Origin of the sequence: Xanthomonas sp. (assembly GCF_017163755.1) — a bacterium.
In the GTDB taxonomy this organism is placed as follows: Bacteria; Pseudomonadota; Gammaproteobacteria; order Xanthomonadales; family Xanthomonadaceae; genus Xanthomonas_A.
Window position 1 is genome coordinate 23,184 of record NZ_JAFIWC010000031.1, and the last position, 16,219, is coordinate 39,402.

The following is a 16,219-nucleotide window of genomic DNA, read 5'->3' on the forward strand; positions in this document are numbered from 1 at the left end:
GGGGGAATGCGGAACGGGAACGAAAATACTCAGCCGGCGTAGAGCGGGCCGATGGCGTGCAAGTGTTGCAGGAAAGTCCGGTAGTGCGCCTGGTACTGCGCACCGCGCTGCGGGTCCGGCCGCGCGGCCAGCGACGCGTCGTCCTGCTGGTGCGCCAGCACCACCTCGGCCAGCGTGGCGCGCGCGCCCTGCGCGTGGCCGTCGGCCCACAGCGCCTGCAGCGCGGCGCCGAACGCGGCGCCCTCGGCCTGCGCCGGCACGTGCACCGGCAGCGCGAACAGGTCGGCGACCAGCTGCCTCCAGCCGGCGCTCTTGCTGCCGCCGCCGGTGACGTAGATCGAGTCGAAGCGCAGCCCGGCGTCGACGAAGGCGTCGAAGCCGTTGCGCAGGCTGTAGGTCGCCCCTTCCATCGCCGCACGGTAGAAGTGCGCCGGGGTGGTGTTGTGCAGGTCCATGCCGGTCAGGCAGCCGCGCGCGGCCGGCAGGTTCGGGGTGCGCTCGCCGTTGAAGAACGGCAGCAGCACCAGCCCGCCGGCACCGGGCTCGGTGGCGGCCAGCAGCGCCTCGCCTTCGCCGGTCCTGATCCCGAACAGGCGCGAGATGGTCTCGGTGGCGACGGTGCAGTTCATCGTGCAGATCAGCGGCAGCCAGCCGCCGCTGGACGAGCAGAACGCGGCCCAGCGCGCGGCGTCGTCGACCACCGGCCGGTCGGCGTAGGCGAACAGCGTGCCCGAGGTGCCCAGGCTCATCGTCAGCCGCCCCGGCACCACGTTGCCGGTGCCGATCGCGGCCATCATGTTGTCGCCGCCGCCGGTGGCCACGCGCACCTGCCGCGGCAGGCCCAGCGTCTGCGCCGCCGCCGCGGACAGCGCGAAGGTGGTCTCGGTCGGCACCAGCGGCGGCAGCGCCGCGGCCAGGTCGCGCTGCGGGTCGATCGCCGCCAGCAACGGCGCCGACCACTGCCGGGTGCGCACGTCGAGCCAGCCGCTGCCGGAGGCGTCGCCGAATTCGGTGTAGCGCTCGCCGGTCAGCCAGAAGTTGACGTAGTCGTGCGGCAGCATCACCGAGCGCATCGCCGCGTATGCGTCGGCGCGGTGCTTGCGCGTCCACGGCAGCTTGGAGGCGGTGTAGCCGGCGAGGATCGGGTTGCCGGCCAGCTCCACGCAGCGCTGCGCGCCGCCGGCGGCGGCCATGATCTCGTCGCATTCGCGCTGGGTGCTGGTGTCGCACCACAGCTTGACCGGCGCGGTCACCTGCCCTTGCGCGTCCACCGGCACGAAGCCGTGCTGCTGGCCGGACACCGCGATCGCGCGCACCTGCGCACGCTGCTGCGCGCTGAGCGCGGCGAAGCAGGCGACGATGCCGTCGATCCACCACTGCGCCTGCTGCTCGCGGGTGCCGTCGTCGCGGCTGATCAGTTCCAGCGCGTGGCCGTGCGTGGCGACCACGCGGCGGCTGTCCGCGTCGTAGGCCAGCAGCTTGACGCTCTGCGTGCCCACATCCAGGCCGATGTACAGGCTCATCGCCGCACCAGCGTGTCGTTGCGCAAAACCAGTTCCATCGTCGCTCCAGGTTGAAGGTCGGCGCTCAGGGTCTGCCCGCCGTATACCACGGTGTAGTGTCCGCCGCGATCGCTGGACAGGCGAGCGCTTTGCAGGCGTCCGTCACGCCATGCCAGGTCCACGCCGGCGGCGCCGCGCACGCGCAGCCCGCGCACCTGCCCCTGCGGCCATGCCTGCGGCAGCGCCGGCAACAGCCAGATGCTGCCGCCCCAGCTTTGCAGCAACATCTCGGTGATGCCCGCGGTGCCGCCGAAGTTGCCGTCGATCTGGAACGGCGGGTGCGCGTCGAACAGGTTCGGGTAGCTGCGCTGCGGCGACAGCAGCTTCTTCAGGATCGCGTAGGCGTGCTCGCCGTCGCCCAGCCGCGCCCACAGGTTCAGCCGCCAGCCGATGCCCCAGCCGGTGGCGTCGTCGCCGCGGATCTGCAGCGAGCGCTTTGCCGCGGCCGCCAGGTCCGGGGTGTCGCGCGGGTTGATCTGCGCCGACGGGTACAGCGCGTACAGATGCGAGACGTGGCGGTGGTGGATTTCCGGCGCCTCCATGTCCCAGTCCTGCTGCCACTCCTGCAGCTGCCCGGCCTTGCCGATGCGGTGCGGCGGCAGCTGCGCGCGCAGCGCCGCCAGCTGCGCGGCGAACTGCGCGTCGCGCCCGAGCAGCCGCGCGGCCTCGATGCACTGCCCGAACAGGTCGCGCAGCAGCTGCGCGTCCATCGACGGGCCGGCGCACAACGCCGCGCCGAACGGATGCTGGTTCTCCGGCGAGATCGACGGATTGGTGACCATCGCGCCGGTGCCCGGGTCGCGCACCAGGGTGGCGGCGAAGAACTCGGCCGCGCCCTTGAACAGCGGGTAGACGCGCTGCAGGTAGGCGCGGTCGCGGCCGTAGTCCCAGCGGTCCCACAATTGCTGCAGCAGCCATACCCCGCCCAGCGGCCACAGGCTCCACTTGGCGCCGTCGATCGGCCCGGCCTGGCGCCACAGGTCGGTGTTGTTGTGCACCACCCAGCCCGGCGCGCCGTACAAGGTGCGCGCGGTGCGCGCGCCGGTGCGCGCCAGGTCGAACAGCATCGCCTCCAGCGGCTCGACGCATTCGTGCAGCGCATTGGCCTCGCTGGGCCAGTAGTTCATCTCGGTGTTGACGTTGATGGTGTACTTGCTTTCCCACGGCGGGTCCATCAGGTCGTTCCACACCCCCTGCAGGTTGGCCGGCTGGCTGCCGGCGCGCGAGCTGCAGATCAGCAGGTAGCGGCCGTACTGGTGGTACAGCGCGTCCAGCGCCGGATCGTCCTGCGGCTGCGCGCGCACGCGCTCGTCGGTGGGCCGCTGCGCCGCGGCGTGGCCGCCCAGGTCCAGGGACACGCGGCGGAACAGGCGCCGGTGCTCGGCGAGGTGGCGCGACAGCAGTTGGGCGTAGTCCAGCGCGGCCGCCTTGCGCAGGGTCTGCTCGGTGGCGCGCAGCGGGTCGCCGCCGACGTCGTCGTAGCGCCGGTAGCTGGTGGCCGCGGCCAGCAGCAGCACCACCTCGTCGGCGCCGTCGATGCGCAGGCGGTCGCGCTCGAACGCCAGCTGGCCGCCGCGCACCCGCGGCAGCACGCGCAGCGCGAAACCGAGCTTGCCGTCGATGCCGTAGCGCGCCGCATTGCGCCCGTGGAACAGCAGGCCGTCGCCGTCGCGCAGCACCTCGCCGGCCTGCGGGCTGTCGATGCCCACGCGCAGCGACAGCGCGCCCGGCCTGTCGGCGCTCAGGCGCACCACGATGCACTGTTCGGTCGGCGAGACGAACACCTCGCGCCGGTACGTGGTACCGCCGCTGACGAAGCGCGTGGTCGCCACCGCGCTGTCCAGGTCCAGCTCGCGCCGGTACTCGCCGATGTCGTCGGCGCGCGCGTGGTCCAGCAGCAGGTCGCCGAGCGGCTGGAACGGCATCTGCTTGAGCGGGCGCGACAGGAACTTGGCATCGGCCAGCGCCTCGGCCTCGGCGTAGCGCCCGGCGAAGACCAGCGCGCGGATCTGCGGCAGCGCTTCCAGCCCTTCCGGGCTGTCGGCATGGTACGGGCCGCCGGCGTACAGCGTGTCCTCGTTCAACTGCACGCGCTCGTGGGCGATCCCGCCCCATACCATCGCGCCGAGCCGGCCGTTGCCGACCGGCAACGCCTCGACCCACTGCGTCGCCGGCTGCCGGTACCACAGCGTCAGCGCGTCGGGGCCGGGCGGCGGCGGCGCGGCCTTGGCCGCGGCGGCGCGCGCCGACGACGGCCACGGCAACGCCGCCGCGGCCACGCCGACGCCCAGCGCGGCGCACAGGCCGCGGCGGGTCAGGTCCGCGCTCATCGCCGGGCTCCGTGGCGCGCACGGCGCGCGCCGCGCGATGCATCGCGGCACGGTCCGGTGGCGATGCGCGGAGGCGGCAGGCCGGCCGCGTTCCCCGGCCCGCTCATCGCGCCTTGCGCTTGGCGCCGGCCGCCGGCGCCTTGACCGTCTTCGCGCGGCCGTCGTAGACGAAGCTGGTGTCGGCCTTGGGCTCCAGCGCGCCGGCATCGGTGCGCGGGCCGCCGACGAAACGCACGCGGATGGTGCGCTTGGCCAGCATGCCCGGGTAGCCGCCTTCGCGCGCGCCCACGCTCAGTTCGCCCTTGGCCTGGTTCCAGACCAGCGGGATGCGGCTGAACTCGCCCTTCTCGTAGCCGTAGCCCTTGCCGTCGTCCTCGTACAGCGAGAACGCGCCGTCGGCGCCGGTGTAGACGACCACGGTCAGCGGCGCGTCCGGCTTCTCGTCGACGTACTGCTGCACCGTGGTGGTCGGCACGATCGCGCCGGCGCGCACGAACAGCGGCATGCGCTGCAGCGGCGCGTCGGCCTCGATGCGCTGGCCGCCGTCGAAGCGCTTGCCGGTGTAGAAGTCGTACCAGGCGCTGCCGGCCGGCAGGTATACCGGCCGCGAAGTGGCCTTGAACCGGGTCACCGGTGCGACCAGGAACGCCGGGCCGAACAGGTACTGGTCGGCGATGTCGCGGACCTGCGGGTCGTTGGGGAAATCCATCGGCAGCCCGCGCATCATGCTGCCGTCGCGGTGGTAGGTGTCGCCGGCCAGGGTGTAGATGTACGGCAGCAGCGTGTAGCGCAGCTTGTCGTAGTACACCATGCTGTCGTAGTACGGGGTGCCTTCCGGGGCGATGTTCCAGATCTCGCGGTACGGGAACTGGCCGTGCGAGCGGAACAGCGGCACGAACGCGCCGAATTGGAACCAGCGGGTGTTGAGCTCGCGCCATTCCGGCAGGTGCGCCGGGTCCTGGTCCTCGTAGCGCTTCTCCACCGAGAAACCGCCGATGTCGAAGGTCCAGTTGGGCAGGCCCGACATGGACACGTTGACGCCGGCGGAGATCTGCTCGCGCATGTCGTCCCAGCGCGAGACGATGTCGCCGCTCCACACCGCCACCGCGTTGCGCTGGGTGCCGGCATAGCCCTTGCGCGAGAGGATGAACACGCGCTTGCCGTCGGCGGCGCGGTCGCCTTCGTAGACGCCCTGGGTGTGCGGCAGCGGATAGGAGTTGAAGAACTCGGTGGACGGGCCGAGCGCGGTGGGCGTGGTGCGCGCCTTGCGCTCGCCGATGTCCAGGTTGGAATGCACGTCCGGCTCGTCGGCGTCCATCCACCACGCATCGAAGCCCTTGCTGTTGAGCTTTTCGTTGATCTGGCGCCAGTAGATGGACTGCGCCTGCGCCGAATACGGGTCGTAGAACGAATTCTTGTAGCCCTTGCCGATCCAGTCCAGCTCGCCGACCTCGACGTTGCGCTTGTACATGTAGCCGGCCGCGTCCAGTTCCTTGTAGTTGGCGGTGGTCGGGTAGAACTTGGGCCAGATCGAAATCATGATCTGCCCGTGCAGGTCGTGCACCTGCTTGACCATGCCGTCCGGGTCGGGGAAGTTCACCGTGTCGAAGTCGTGCGAACCCCACGCGTTCTCCGGCCAGTACGACCAGTCGAGCACGATGTTGTCCACCGGCAGCTTGCGCCTGCGGTACTCGGCCAGCGCGCCGACCAGTTCGTCCTGGGTCTTGTAGCGCTCGCGGCTCTGCCAGAAGCCGTAGGCCCACTTCGGCAGCAGCACCGCCTTGCCGGTCAGTTCGCGATAGCCGGCGATGACCTGGTCGGCGTTGTCGCCGGCGACGAAGTAGTAGTCGATCATCTGCCCGGCCTCGGACCACAGCGACAGGTCCTTGGCCTCGGCGGCCGGCAGCGGGTCGCGGTGCAGCAGCGCGATGTAGCTGGGGTCGATCAGGTCCCACTCGACCTTGACCTTGTGCCGCTGGCCCGGCTGCAGCGCGAGCGTGAACTCGTGGTGCCACGGGTTCCAGTTCTGGCGCCAGCGGTCGATCACCAGCTTGCCGTCCACGTACAGCTTGGCGTACTCGCTGGCGTACAGCGAGAAGGTGTGCGCGCCGCCGCGCTTGGCCTCGATCTCGCCTTCCCAGCTGACCTGCATGCGGCTCTTGTCGCTGGGCTTGGCCTTGCTCGGGAACTTGCTCAGGTCTTTCAGGTATTGGTAGTTGATCTCCTTCTCGCGGCGCTCGACCACCTGCTTGCCGTTGACCGAATAGCGCGCGGTGAGCGCGCCCGGCTTGCCCTTGGCGTCGTACAGCTTCAGCGACGCCGGCAGCGGCTGCAGGCCGCGCGGGTCGCCCATGCGGGTGATGGAGTTGTTGTCCCAGAGGATGCCGTAGTTGCGGCTGGACACCAGGTACGGCACCGCCAGGTCGATATTGCTCTGCAGCAGCTCGACGTTGCGGCCCTTCTGGTTCATCCAGCCCTGCTGGTGCTGGCCGAAGCCGTAGAACGCTTCGTCGTCGGGCGAGGCGAAGCGCTGGCGTGTGCTCAGGTAGGCCTTGCCCTCCACCTTCAGCGGCGAGAAGCTGCGCCCGCCGGCCACTTCGGCCAGCAGCGGCTTGCCGCCGGCATCGACGAAGCTGACATGGCCGTCGACCGTGGACACCTGCGCGGTGACCTTGGCGGTCTTCACCTGCACCGTGTCGCCCTGCTCGTCGAGCTGGAACGCGGTGTCGCCCTGCACCGGCACCCGCATCAGGCTGGGGGTGCGCTGGAAGTCGCCGTCCGGATCGGCGCTGACGCGGATGATGCCGCTGTCCACCACCTGCAGGCGCACCGGCGCGGCGCCCTTGGCGCTGGGACGCACGGTGACGCCGTCGGCGTCCTGCTTCACTTCCTGCGCCTCGGCGCCGGCGGCGAGCACGGCCAGCGCCAGGGCCAGCAGTCGCGGCAGCGGCTTCATCGCCAGGCGGGCGGGTCGGTTCGGGTTGTGCATGTTCACTCCTTGGTATCGCGTGACGGCGCCACCTCGATGGCGGCGCCGAGGTGTCAGTAGGTGGCCAGCTTGATCTTCAGCAGTTGCGGCACGCTGGAGAAATTGACCCCGTAGTCGGTCTGGTCGCCGTTCCAGTTGCGCTGGAACCGCCACTGGCCGCCATCGTAGAAGCCTTCCTCGACCCGGTCGTAGACCATGTTGGCGGTCGCCTCGCTGGCCGGGTGCAGGGTCACTCGCGCGTGATAGGCGGTGACCAGGAACTCGTCCGGGCCCAGCTCGGCGATCAGCGCCGCGCCGATGGGTTCGGGATTGCCGGGCGGCTCGCCCTTGAACCAGAACTGCGGCACGCCGTAGGTGATGGTCGCGCTCCAGCGGTCGTTGAGCCGCAGCTCCTGCACCGGCTGTCCGGGTTCCTCGGCGGTGCCGTGCAGCTTGCCTTCCGAGGCGGCCTTGGCGAACGCGCGCATGCCCAGGCCCACCGACTTGAAGCCGAGCGCGAACGGGGCCAGGGTGGCCTCGTCCACGTTCTTGGCGCCCAGCGGATAGTTGGAGTAGCGGGTGTAGTCGATGCCGAAGGTGGACCAGCCGATGCCGTCGTGGCCCAGCGTCGGGTACAGGTAGCGCGCGTATTCGGGGCGGTTGCCGGTCTCGGCCACGAACAGCGCGTTGTCCGCGCGCGCGTAGCGCTCGAGCACCGTGGTGTACATGCGGTACTCGGGCATGTAGATGTCCGGCGCCAGCAGGTCGATGTGCGGCGCGGCCGCCTTCCAGACGTCGAGCACGTTGTCGGTGGGGCCGCCGCTGGCGTACTGGCCCGGCTGGCCGGGATTGAACGGTCCGCGCAATGCCGCGTTGACGTACATCGGCAGCGGGTATTCGGCCTTGCCCGCCTCGGCCAGCTGGTCGATGAAGCGGCCGATGTGCCAGGCGTGGAAGAACTCGTCGGCATCGGCGCCGAACACCTGCGCCCAGGTGCCCGGCTGCCGGCCCAGCTTCTTCACCAGCGCATCGGGCACCGGGCCGTCGAAGGCCTGCTGCGCCATCGGCGAGAAGTCGCGCACGCTGCCGTAGGTGCCCGGCTCGTTCTCCGGCTGCACCATGATCACGGTGCGTTGCGGATCGGCCTGCTTGAGGTGCTTCATGAAGGCGACGAAGGCCTTGCGGTCGGCCTCCAGCGTGGCCGGCGCCAGCGGCGACAGCGAGCCGATGCGCTTGCCGTCGCGGGTGACCACGCGCGGGAAGCGCGCGTTGTCAGTCTTGACCCAGCGCGGCGTGTAGTTCGGTCCGTTGTTCTTCCAGGTGCCGAACCACAGCAGCACCAGCCGCACCTTGCGCTCGCGCGCCTGCGCCAGCAGCGTGTCGACGAAGGAGAAGTCGAACCTGCCCTCTTCCGGCTCCACCTGCTCCCAGGCGATCGGCACCTGCACGGTGTTGGGGCCCAGCACTTCCATCGCCGGCCACACCTGCTCCAGCGCCGCCGGATAGTTGCTGGAATTGTTGACCTGCGCGCCGAGGATCAGGAACGGCTCGCCGTCCACGAGCAGCGCGTGCCTGCCGTCCTTGCTGACGAACTGCGGGATCGGCGCCTCCTTGGCCGCCGGCGCGGGCGCCGGCGCAGCGCCGGGCTGGCCGGCGGCGGGATCGACGGCGCCGCTGCGCGCGGCAGGCGGGTCGGGTTCGCCGGACTGGCACGCGGCCAGGGCCAGCGCCAGTGCGGATACCAGCAGCGGACGCCAGCGCGGGGGCGCGGCGCGATGGCGCGGAACAGGGGTTTTCATGCGGGTAGGACTCCGTGTCACCAGGTGTCGGTTCGGAAGGGGGAAACAGGCAGTTGTTCGCGGTTGACCAGATTGGCCTCGGCGGGGTTCTCGCTCCAGCCATAGCGCACCGCCAGCGGCTGCGGCACCTGCGCGCTGCCGACCACGACGGTGTCGCCGTCGATGCGCGCCCGCGCCGGGTGGAAGCGGCGGTCGGCGCCGGCCACGCGGAAGCCTTGCAGCGCGCCGCCGCCGCGCACCGCCAGCGCGCTGCCCATCGGATCGAAGTGCAGCGTGGCCGTGCCCGCGCCGAATTGCGCGCGCTGCAGCACCGGGGCGCTGTACACCAGCGACTCGCCGTAGGCGACGTGCCGCGCCGCCAGCGCCAGGCGATGGCCCACGTCCTGCTTGTTGGTCGGATGGATGTCGCCGGGCTCGCCGATGTCGATGGTCACCGCCTGCGCGGTCGCCGGCAGCGCCAGCGTCCTGGACTGCGATTCGCGCAACAGCGCCCACGGGCTGAAATCGCCCTGGTCGGCGCCGGCCCTGAAGTTGGCCAGCTGCACCCACAGGAACGGCAGCCGCGGCTGCCCGCGCTCGCTGCGCCACTGCCGGATCATCGCCGCGAACTGCTCGCGGTACTTCACCGCGCCCGACGCGCTGGCGTTGGTCTCGCCCTGGTACCAGATCACGCCCTTGAGCGGATACGGCTGCAGCGGGTGGATCATGCGGTTGTACAGCAGCGTCGGCAGCTGGTTCTTGTTGTCGGCCAACGACACGGTCACCTGCGCCGGGCGGAACGTCCAGTCCTGCAGCGGGCGTCTGGCGCCCTCGCCCACCTGCACGAAACGCTCGGCGGCGTCGCCGTGCATGCCGCCGCCACCGCTGAGGTCGGTCACCCGCACCGCGACCTGGTTGACCCCGGCCTTCAGCGCCGCCGCCGGCACCCGGTACACGCGCGGCAGGTTCCATTGCTTCTCGGTCCGGCCGACCGGCTGGCCGTTGACGTAGGTGATGTCCGAATCGTCGATCTGACCCACGCCCAGGCTGATGCCGGCCTGGGCTTCGGCGGCGCTGAGGGTGAACGAGGTGCGGTACCAGGCGATGCCGTCCATGCCCTCGTAGCCGCTGGCCTCCCATTGCCGGTCGACCGGGATGCGGTCCCAGTCGCGGTCGTCGAAGTCCGCTGCGCGCCATTGCGGCGGGTCGGCTTGCGCGGCCGGCCAGCGCGCGATGCGCTGCCGCGTGGCCGCGGCGGTACGCGCATCGCGCGCCTGCATCCGCGCGCTGGCGTCGGCGCTCTGCCGTGCGTCCAAGCCCAGCGATGCGGCATCCATCCACGCCTCGATCGCGCTGCCGCCCCAACTGCTGTCGACGATGCCGATCGGCACGCCGGTGCGCTGGCGCAGCTCGCGCGCGAAGAAGTAGCCCACCGCGGAGAACTCGCCGGCATTGTCCGGCGTGGCCGCCTTCCACTGCCCGCCGGCCAGCCGCGACTCCGGCTGCGCGGACCACGACTTGGGCACCTTGAAGTGGCGCAGCTGCGGATCGGCCGCTGCGGCCGCCTCGCGCGCGCCATCGCGCGCCTGCGCCAGCGGCCATTCCATGTTGGACTGGCCGCTGGCCAGCCACACGTCGCCGACCAGCACGTCGCCGATGCGCCGCCGGGTGCCGTCGCCCTCGACCTCCAGCACGTACGGCCCGCCGGCCGCATGCGCCGGCAACTGCGCCTGCCAGCGGCCGTCGGCGGAGGCGACGGCGCTTGCGGCCTGGCCGTCCAGGCGCACCTGGACGCGTGCGCCGGGCGTGGCCCAGCCCCACACCCGCATCGGCACGTCGCGTTGCAGCACGGCGCCGTCGCCGAACAGCAGCGGCAGTTCCAGCGTCGCCCAGGCCGAGCCGGGCAGCGCCGCCAGCGCCAGCACGGCCAGCCATTTCACGCTCGGGTGCACGGAGTTTGTCATTGCCTCGATCCTGTGGTGGTCGATCCGTCGATGTACGGCGCGGCGACGGCCGCATCCGGCAGGCGCTGGAACCGGCGCTTCGCCCGCCATACCGCCAGGCCCTGGCCGCACGGACTACTCGGCATCGCCATACACGATGCCTCGGCCGCCGGTGGCGAAATAGACCCGGCCGACCCGGCGCGGATCGCCGGTGACCGCATAGGGACGGCCGAAGCGGTGCGCGTCGTCGTCGATGCGTTGCCAGCGGCGGCCTTCGTCCTCGGAGCGGAACACGCCGCTGACGCCGTCGACGCTGCCGGCCAGGAACAGCATCGGCGCCGCGCCATCGCGCGGCGCGCGGCCCAGGCCGAGCGAGCGTGCCTCCTGCACCTTCGCCAGCACGCTCAGCCCGCCGTTCGCCCAGCGCATCACCCCGTGGCTGGGGCTGGCCAGATACACCACGCCGGCGCGCGCCGGGTCCGGGCGCAGCTGCGGGCGGCTGCGTTCGGCGCGCGCCGGCACGCCCACGTCCACGCCGCTGTCGCGGAACTGCCGGCCGCCGTCGTCGCTGAAGTAGAAGCGTCCGCTGGCCGCGTCCACGCCGTACCAGCGCCGCGGATCGACCCGGTCGGCCTCGATCAGCACGGTATCGGCCAGGCCTTGCACGCGCTGCCAGTGCCGGCCCCAGTCGTCGCTGGCCCACGCGCCGCCGCGCTGCGGCGACCAGATCACGCGGCTGCCGTCGGCATTGATCGCGATATGCCCGGCGCCCTCGCCCGCCGGCGGTTCGCTGGCGAACGCGGACCAGCTGGTGCCGCCGTCGCGCGACCAGGCGGCGCGGATCTCGCCGTGGCGCCGGTCGCGTACCGTGCCGCTGCGCACCACGAGCTGCGGCGCCTGGCCGGCGGCATCGATGCTCTCGCCGTTGGTCAGCCGCGGCCCGGCGAACTGCGACTGCGCGCGGTCCAGCGCATCGTGGCGGAACCCGTCGATGTCGCCGAGCGCGCTGAGCAGCGGCGCGCCCTGCGCCGGGCTGAGCAGGTCCAGCGGCACCGTCTCCTCCAGTCCGGCGTCGGCGAACCACCACTGCACCTGGCCGCCGGCGTCGAACGCGCGCAGGTTGCGCGAGGCCCAGATGCCGTAGCCGGTGACGAACAGCGCGCGGTCGCTGTCGAATGGGTCGATCGCCAGCGACGCCATCCAGTGCGGCCGCGCCTGCGCGGTCCACGGCGCGGCGTCGTGGTCGAAGCGCGAGCGCGGGAACAGCGGCGCCCAGCTGCGTCCGCCGTCGGTGCTGCGGTAGATGTCGTCGCTCGGCCGGTAGCGGCGGAAGGTGCTGGCGATGAGCGTGTCCGGCCGGCGCGGGTCCACCGCCACCGCGCCCCAGCCGAAGCCCGGCCCGGCGTCCGGCTGCGGCACCGGCGTGATGTCGGTCCAGCGCGCCGCGGCCGGCTCGTACTTCCACACCGCGCCGTTGGCCATCAGGTCCGGGCCCGGTTCGTCGCCGTAGCTGAGGTAGTAGATGCCGTCGCCGGAGCGCGCCATGCGGCTGGGGCGCAACCCGGTCGGCTGCCCCGGTAGCGGCTGCCAGCTGCGCCCGCCGTCCTCGGATACGAACAGGCTCTGCGCGACGGTGGACACGCCGGCGTAGATCCGCTGCGAGGCCTTGCCACGCTCGGCGCTGGCCGGATCGAACACCACGAACACGATGCCCACCTGCTGGCGGCGTCCGGCATGGTTCACCGCGCTGGCCGACGCGCCGCTGGCCACCGCCGGGAACGCGCGCACCGGCTGCCAGTGCTCGCCGCGGTCGTCGCTGCGCCACAGGCCCGCATCGCGCGAGCCGAGCAGCAGCACGCGACCGTCGTTCGGATCCACCGCCAGGCGTTCGCCGTTGCCGCGGCCCAGTTCGTTGCCGCCCAGCTTGAACGGCAGGTCGGTGCGGGCGAAGCTGCGGCCCTGGTCGTGCGAGCGCAGGATCGCGGCATGGCCGGCGCGCTCGTGCGTGTAGGTGCCCGCGGCCAGGTACAGCGCCTGCGGATCGCGCGGATCGATCGCGAACCCATCGATGCCCATCAGGTTCTCGTCCGCCGCGCCGAGCCAGTCGGTCAACGCGGTCCAGCGTGCCGACGCCGCGTCCCAGCGGTACGCGCCGCCGACGTCGGTACGCGCATACACCAGGCCCTGCTGCGCCGGATGGAACAGCAGCCCGCTGACGAAACCGCCGCCGCCGATGGCGACGTTGCGCCAGCGGTACGGCACCTGCTCGACCGCGGCCGCCGGCAGGACCAGCAGCGCGGCCAGCAGCACCGAGGCGAGCGCCCACAGCGCGCCGCGGGCGGCACCGTGGGCGCGACGCGGCGCGCGCATGCGCATGCTCAGCCCGCCGCGCATGGCACGGGCGCGCCGCGGCGCGCGCAACGGTGCACGTTCCGCGGCGGCGGAACATGGCGGTACTGCAACGACATGGATTCCCTCCCAGGACACATGTACTTGGGTCGCCGGACGCAGCGCCGCGGGGCCGGCAGCCGCCCCGCCGCCTCGGGCGCGGCGCGGCGCCGCGACAGCATCGGCGGCCGTGGCGCAGGCAAAGGCCGCAGCTTGCCGGCGCGGGTCGAGCATAGGCGCGGCAGCCGATCGCGCGCAAACCGCCACGTCATGTCCGCGCATCCGTTGCGGCCGGCACGGGGCCGGCGCGGCGACACCTGCGCCGCCGGACACGTATCGCGCGCACGCCGGTGCCGCAACGCGGCTGCCGGAGCGCACCGGGGTACGCCGCCGGCGCGCACGCGGACACGCCCGGCGACGCCGCGGCGGCGGTCCGTCCCGCACTCAGTAGCTGGCCCGCAAGCTGAAGCCATAGCGGCGGTCGTTGATCTGCCAGTCCTGCTGCCGCGAACGGAAGCCGGTATAGGTTTCGATCTTGGAATCGAGCAGGTTGCTGCCGTCCAGCGACACCGACCACACGTCGTTGATGTTGAAGCGCAGCGAGGCGTCCAGCTGGCCGTACTCGTCGTTGTACACCGGCAGGTTGCCGGTGCCGTTGCCGGCGGTGGTCACCAGCCATTCGCTGCGCCAGTTGTAGGCCACGCGCGCGGAGAAGCGCGCCTTCTCGTACATCAGGATCGCGTTGTAGCTGTTCTTGGACAGCCCTTCCAGCGGCACGATCAGCGCATTGCCGTTGGTGTCGGTCGCGCCCGGGCTGGGCGCCTCCGAATGCACGTAGGTGTAGTTGGTCTGGATGCCGAAGCCGCTCAACCAGCCGGGCAGGAAGTCGAAGAACTGGGTGTAGCCGACCTCCACGCCCTTGACCGTGCCCTGGTCGCCATTGACCGGGCGGGTGATCTGCCACACCTGGCCGTCGTAGACCTCGTTGAACACCGCATTGGCGATGAACCCCTTCACCTTCTTGTAGAACACGGTGCCGTACAGCGTCGAGCCCTGGCCGAAGTACCACTCCAGCGCGGTGTCGAACTGGTCGGCGGTCATCGGCTGCAGGTCCGGGTTGCCGGCGCCGCCGGTGCGCGTGGTGACGCCGCCGGCGTCGTTGGCGCTCAGGCTCAGATTGGGATTGAGCTTGTCGAAGGTCGGACGCGAGATGCCGCGCGAGGCGGCCACGCGCCATTGCAGGTTGTCGCGCAGGAACCAGCGCAGATTGAGGCTGGGCAGCACGTCGGTGTAGGTCTGCTGCGCGCTGACCGGCAGCAGGCCGCCACCCTCGGCATCGGTGGCGGTGCGCACGCCGGTCGAACTGACTTCGGTGCGCACGACGCGCAGGCCGATGTTGCCGTCGAACGGCACCTCGCCGTCGGTGCCGAAGCGCAGCACGCCGTAGGCGGCGTAGGTCTTCTCGCCCTGGGTGTTGATGTGGTTGGGGCCGAACTGCAGCGGCGTGGCGCCGAACGCGGCCAGGGTCTGCTCGTAGTTCTCCACCGCGGCGTCGGATGCGGTCAGGGTCGGCCCGAAGAAGTAGCCATCGCCGCGGAACGCGTCGGTCACCGGGTTCTGCACCAGCGCCACGCCGGGCATCTGCGCGAACGGCACGCCGGAGCAGTCCTGCGTGGTCGCCGGCAGGCACATGAAGCGCCAGACGTTGCCGCGGTTGGTCGCGTCGCGGTCGGTGTAGCGCACGCCGGCCTTGAAGCTGCGCGCGAAGCTGTCGTCGAACGCCAGGTCCATGTCGGCGCGCCAGGCGAACTCGGTCGCCTCGTTGTCGTCCTTGTTGTCCAGGTGCCAGCGCCAGCCGCCGTAGTTGGCCGGGTTGGCGGCGAAACCCTCCGCGCCGTTGGCGTCGGTGATCCACATCCGCGCCAGGTCGCCGCTCAGGTCCATGTTGAGGTACGGTGCCGGCGACGCGCTGCCGGTGTTGATGATGTAGCGCGTGGACTTGGTGGTGGCGTCGATGTACTGGAAGTCGGTGGACAGGGTCAGGCTCGGGTTGACCGCCCAGCGCGCGCCGCCGGAGTAGTCGCTGGTCACCGAGTGGCGCCGGGTCAGGCTGGTGTTCGATTCGATCGGCACGTCGCGGAACACGCCGCGCACCATCTCGCCGCGCTCGTTGAACTCGAAATCGCCGGCATCGATGCTCGGCGTGATCGGGTTGTTCCCGGTCAGCGAGAAGAACGAATAGTCGTGCCACTGGAAGCGGTAGTCCGAGCGCAGCCCCTGCAGGTAGACCTCCACGTCGTCGTTCGGGCGCCACTGCAGCGCGACGGAGCTGGTCTCGCGTTCGCGGTCGCCCAGCGTGCTGGTGATGCCGCCGCCATGCGGCACGTACACGTCCTCGCCCACATGGCCGGGAATGTCGTTCTGCAGCCACCAGGTGGAGATCGTGCCGACGTCGCGGCGGAAGCTGCCGTCCTGCTTGGACGCGTTGACCAGCACGCCGATCTCGCCGATCCCGGTCTGCCAGCGGTTGCTGAACAGCCCCGAGAACGCGGTCTCGCCCTCGTCGGCCAGGTCGTAGTAGTTGTACTGCACGCCGCCGGCGAGCTTCATGCCGTCGAAGTCGAACGGCAGGCGCGTACGCAGGTCGACGGTGCCGCCCAGGCCGCCTTCGATCATTTCCGCCGACGGGTTCTTGTAGACGTTGACCCCGGCCAGCAGCTCCGCCGACACGTCCTCGAAGCTCAGTCCGCGGCCGTCATTGGCGGTGAAGATGTCGCGGCCGTTGAGCTCGGTGCGCACCTGGGTCAGGCCGCGTATGGCGATGGTGCTGCCCTCGCCGTAGTTGCGCGCGATCTGGATGCCGGAGATGCGCTGCAGCGCCTCGGCGACGTTGTTGTCGGGCAGCTTGCCGATGTCCTCGGCGACGATCGAATCGACCACCTGGTCGGCGTTCTGCTTGATCGACTGCGCCTTGGTGACGCTGCTGCGGGTACCGGTGACCTGCACCGTGTCCAGCTGGGTGGTCGCCTCGGACGTCGCCGGCTCGGCGCCGGCCACGCGGCCGGTCGCGTCCTGGGCGTAGGCCTGCGTGCTCAGCAGCGCGGCGATGCTGGCGGCGATGAGCGAACGGCGCACATCGCGCGAACTGCGGTGGCCTGGTGCGAAAACGCGGGCATTGCGGTGGTGCGCTGACATGGTGCTCTCTCCAGTGCCATGTTCCGTTCGTTGGCAGGCAGCGTCGCTGAGGGGG

Annotated in this window: 7 protein-coding genes; all 7 read right to left on the bottom strand. The window is 71.3% G+C overall.

Annotation, left to right across the window (positions count from 1 at the left end; genetic code table 11):
• Positions 1-29: 29 nt before the first annotated feature.
• The gene (gene xylB, locus JR065_RS18085; RefSeq protein WP_206235769.1) at positions 30-1,523 is read right to left on the bottom strand and encodes a xylulokinase; all 1,494 of its coding nucleotides are present in this window, start codon (positions 1,521-1,523) and stop codon (positions 30-32) included.
• Positions 1,520-3,892, bottom strand: a complete 2,373-nt coding sequence (locus JR065_RS18090) for a glycoside hydrolase family 95 protein (RefSeq protein ID WP_206235770.1) — start codon at positions 3,890-3,892, stop codon at positions 1,520-1,522. Before JR065_RS18090 ends, xylB begins: the two co-directional genes overlap by 4 nt.
• A gap of 103 nt (positions 3,893-3,995) precedes the next feature.
• Positions 3,996-6,881: a TIM-barrel domain-containing protein gene (locus tag JR065_RS18095; protein WP_206235771.1), complete on the bottom strand. Its 2,886-nt coding sequence runs from the start codon at positions 6,879-6,881 to the stop codon at positions 3,996-3,998.
• Between the two features lie 53 nt (positions 6,882-6,934).
• Complete coding sequence (locus JR065_RS18100; protein WP_206235772.1) at positions 6,935-8,659, bottom strand: DUF5597 domain-containing protein; 1,725 nt, start codon at positions 8,657-8,659, stop codon at positions 6,935-6,937.
• A 17-nt stretch (positions 8,660-8,676) separates the two neighbouring features.
• Complete coding sequence (locus JR065_RS18105) at positions 8,677-10,602, bottom strand: sialate O-acetylesterase (protein ID WP_206235773.1); 1,926 nt, start codon at positions 10,600-10,602, stop codon at positions 8,677-8,679.
• 114 nt (positions 10,603-10,716) lie between these two features.
• A complete protein-coding gene (locus tag JR065_RS18110; protein ID WP_241093737.1) occupies positions 10,717-12,951 on the bottom strand; it encodes a cellulase in 2,235 nt (744 codons plus the stop codon).
• A 462-nt stretch (positions 12,952-13,413) separates the two neighbouring features.
• A complete protein-coding gene (locus JR065_RS18115; protein WP_206235775.1) occupies positions 13,414-16,164 on the bottom strand; it encodes a TonB-dependent receptor in 2,751 nt (916 codons plus the stop codon).
• Between the last annotated feature and the right edge of the window lie 55 nt (positions 16,165-16,219).

What these genes read in the sequence shown, in the direction of transcription:
- JR065_RS18090 (WP_206235770.1), bottom strand. Translation starts at nt 3,892, where the DNA reads ATGAGCGCGGACCTGACCCGCCGCGGCCTGTGCGCCGCGCTGGGCGTC.
- xylB (WP_206235769.1), bottom strand. Translation starts at nt 1,523, where the DNA reads ATGAGCCTGTACATCGGCCTGGATGTGGGCACGCAGAGCGTCAAGCTG.
- JR065_RS18115 (WP_206235775.1), bottom strand. Translation starts at nt 16,164, where the DNA reads ATGTCAGCGCACCACCGCAATGCCCGCGTTTTCGCACCAGGCCACCGC.
- JR065_RS18110 (WP_241093737.1), bottom strand. Translation starts at nt 12,951, where the DNA reads ATGCGCGCGCCGCGTCGCGCCCACGGTGCCGCCCGCGGCGCGCTGTGG.
- JR065_RS18105 (WP_206235773.1), bottom strand. Translation starts at nt 10,602, where the DNA reads ATGACAAACTCCGTGCACCCGAGCGTGAAATGGCTGGCCGTGCTGGCG.
- JR065_RS18095 (WP_206235771.1), bottom strand. Translation starts at nt 6,881, where the DNA reads ATGCACAACCCGAACCGACCCGCCCGCCTGGCGATGAAGCCGCTGCCG.
- JR065_RS18100 (WP_206235772.1), bottom strand. Translation starts at nt 8,659, where the DNA reads ATGAAAACCCCTGTTCCGCGCCATCGCGCCGCGCCCCCGCGCTGGCGT.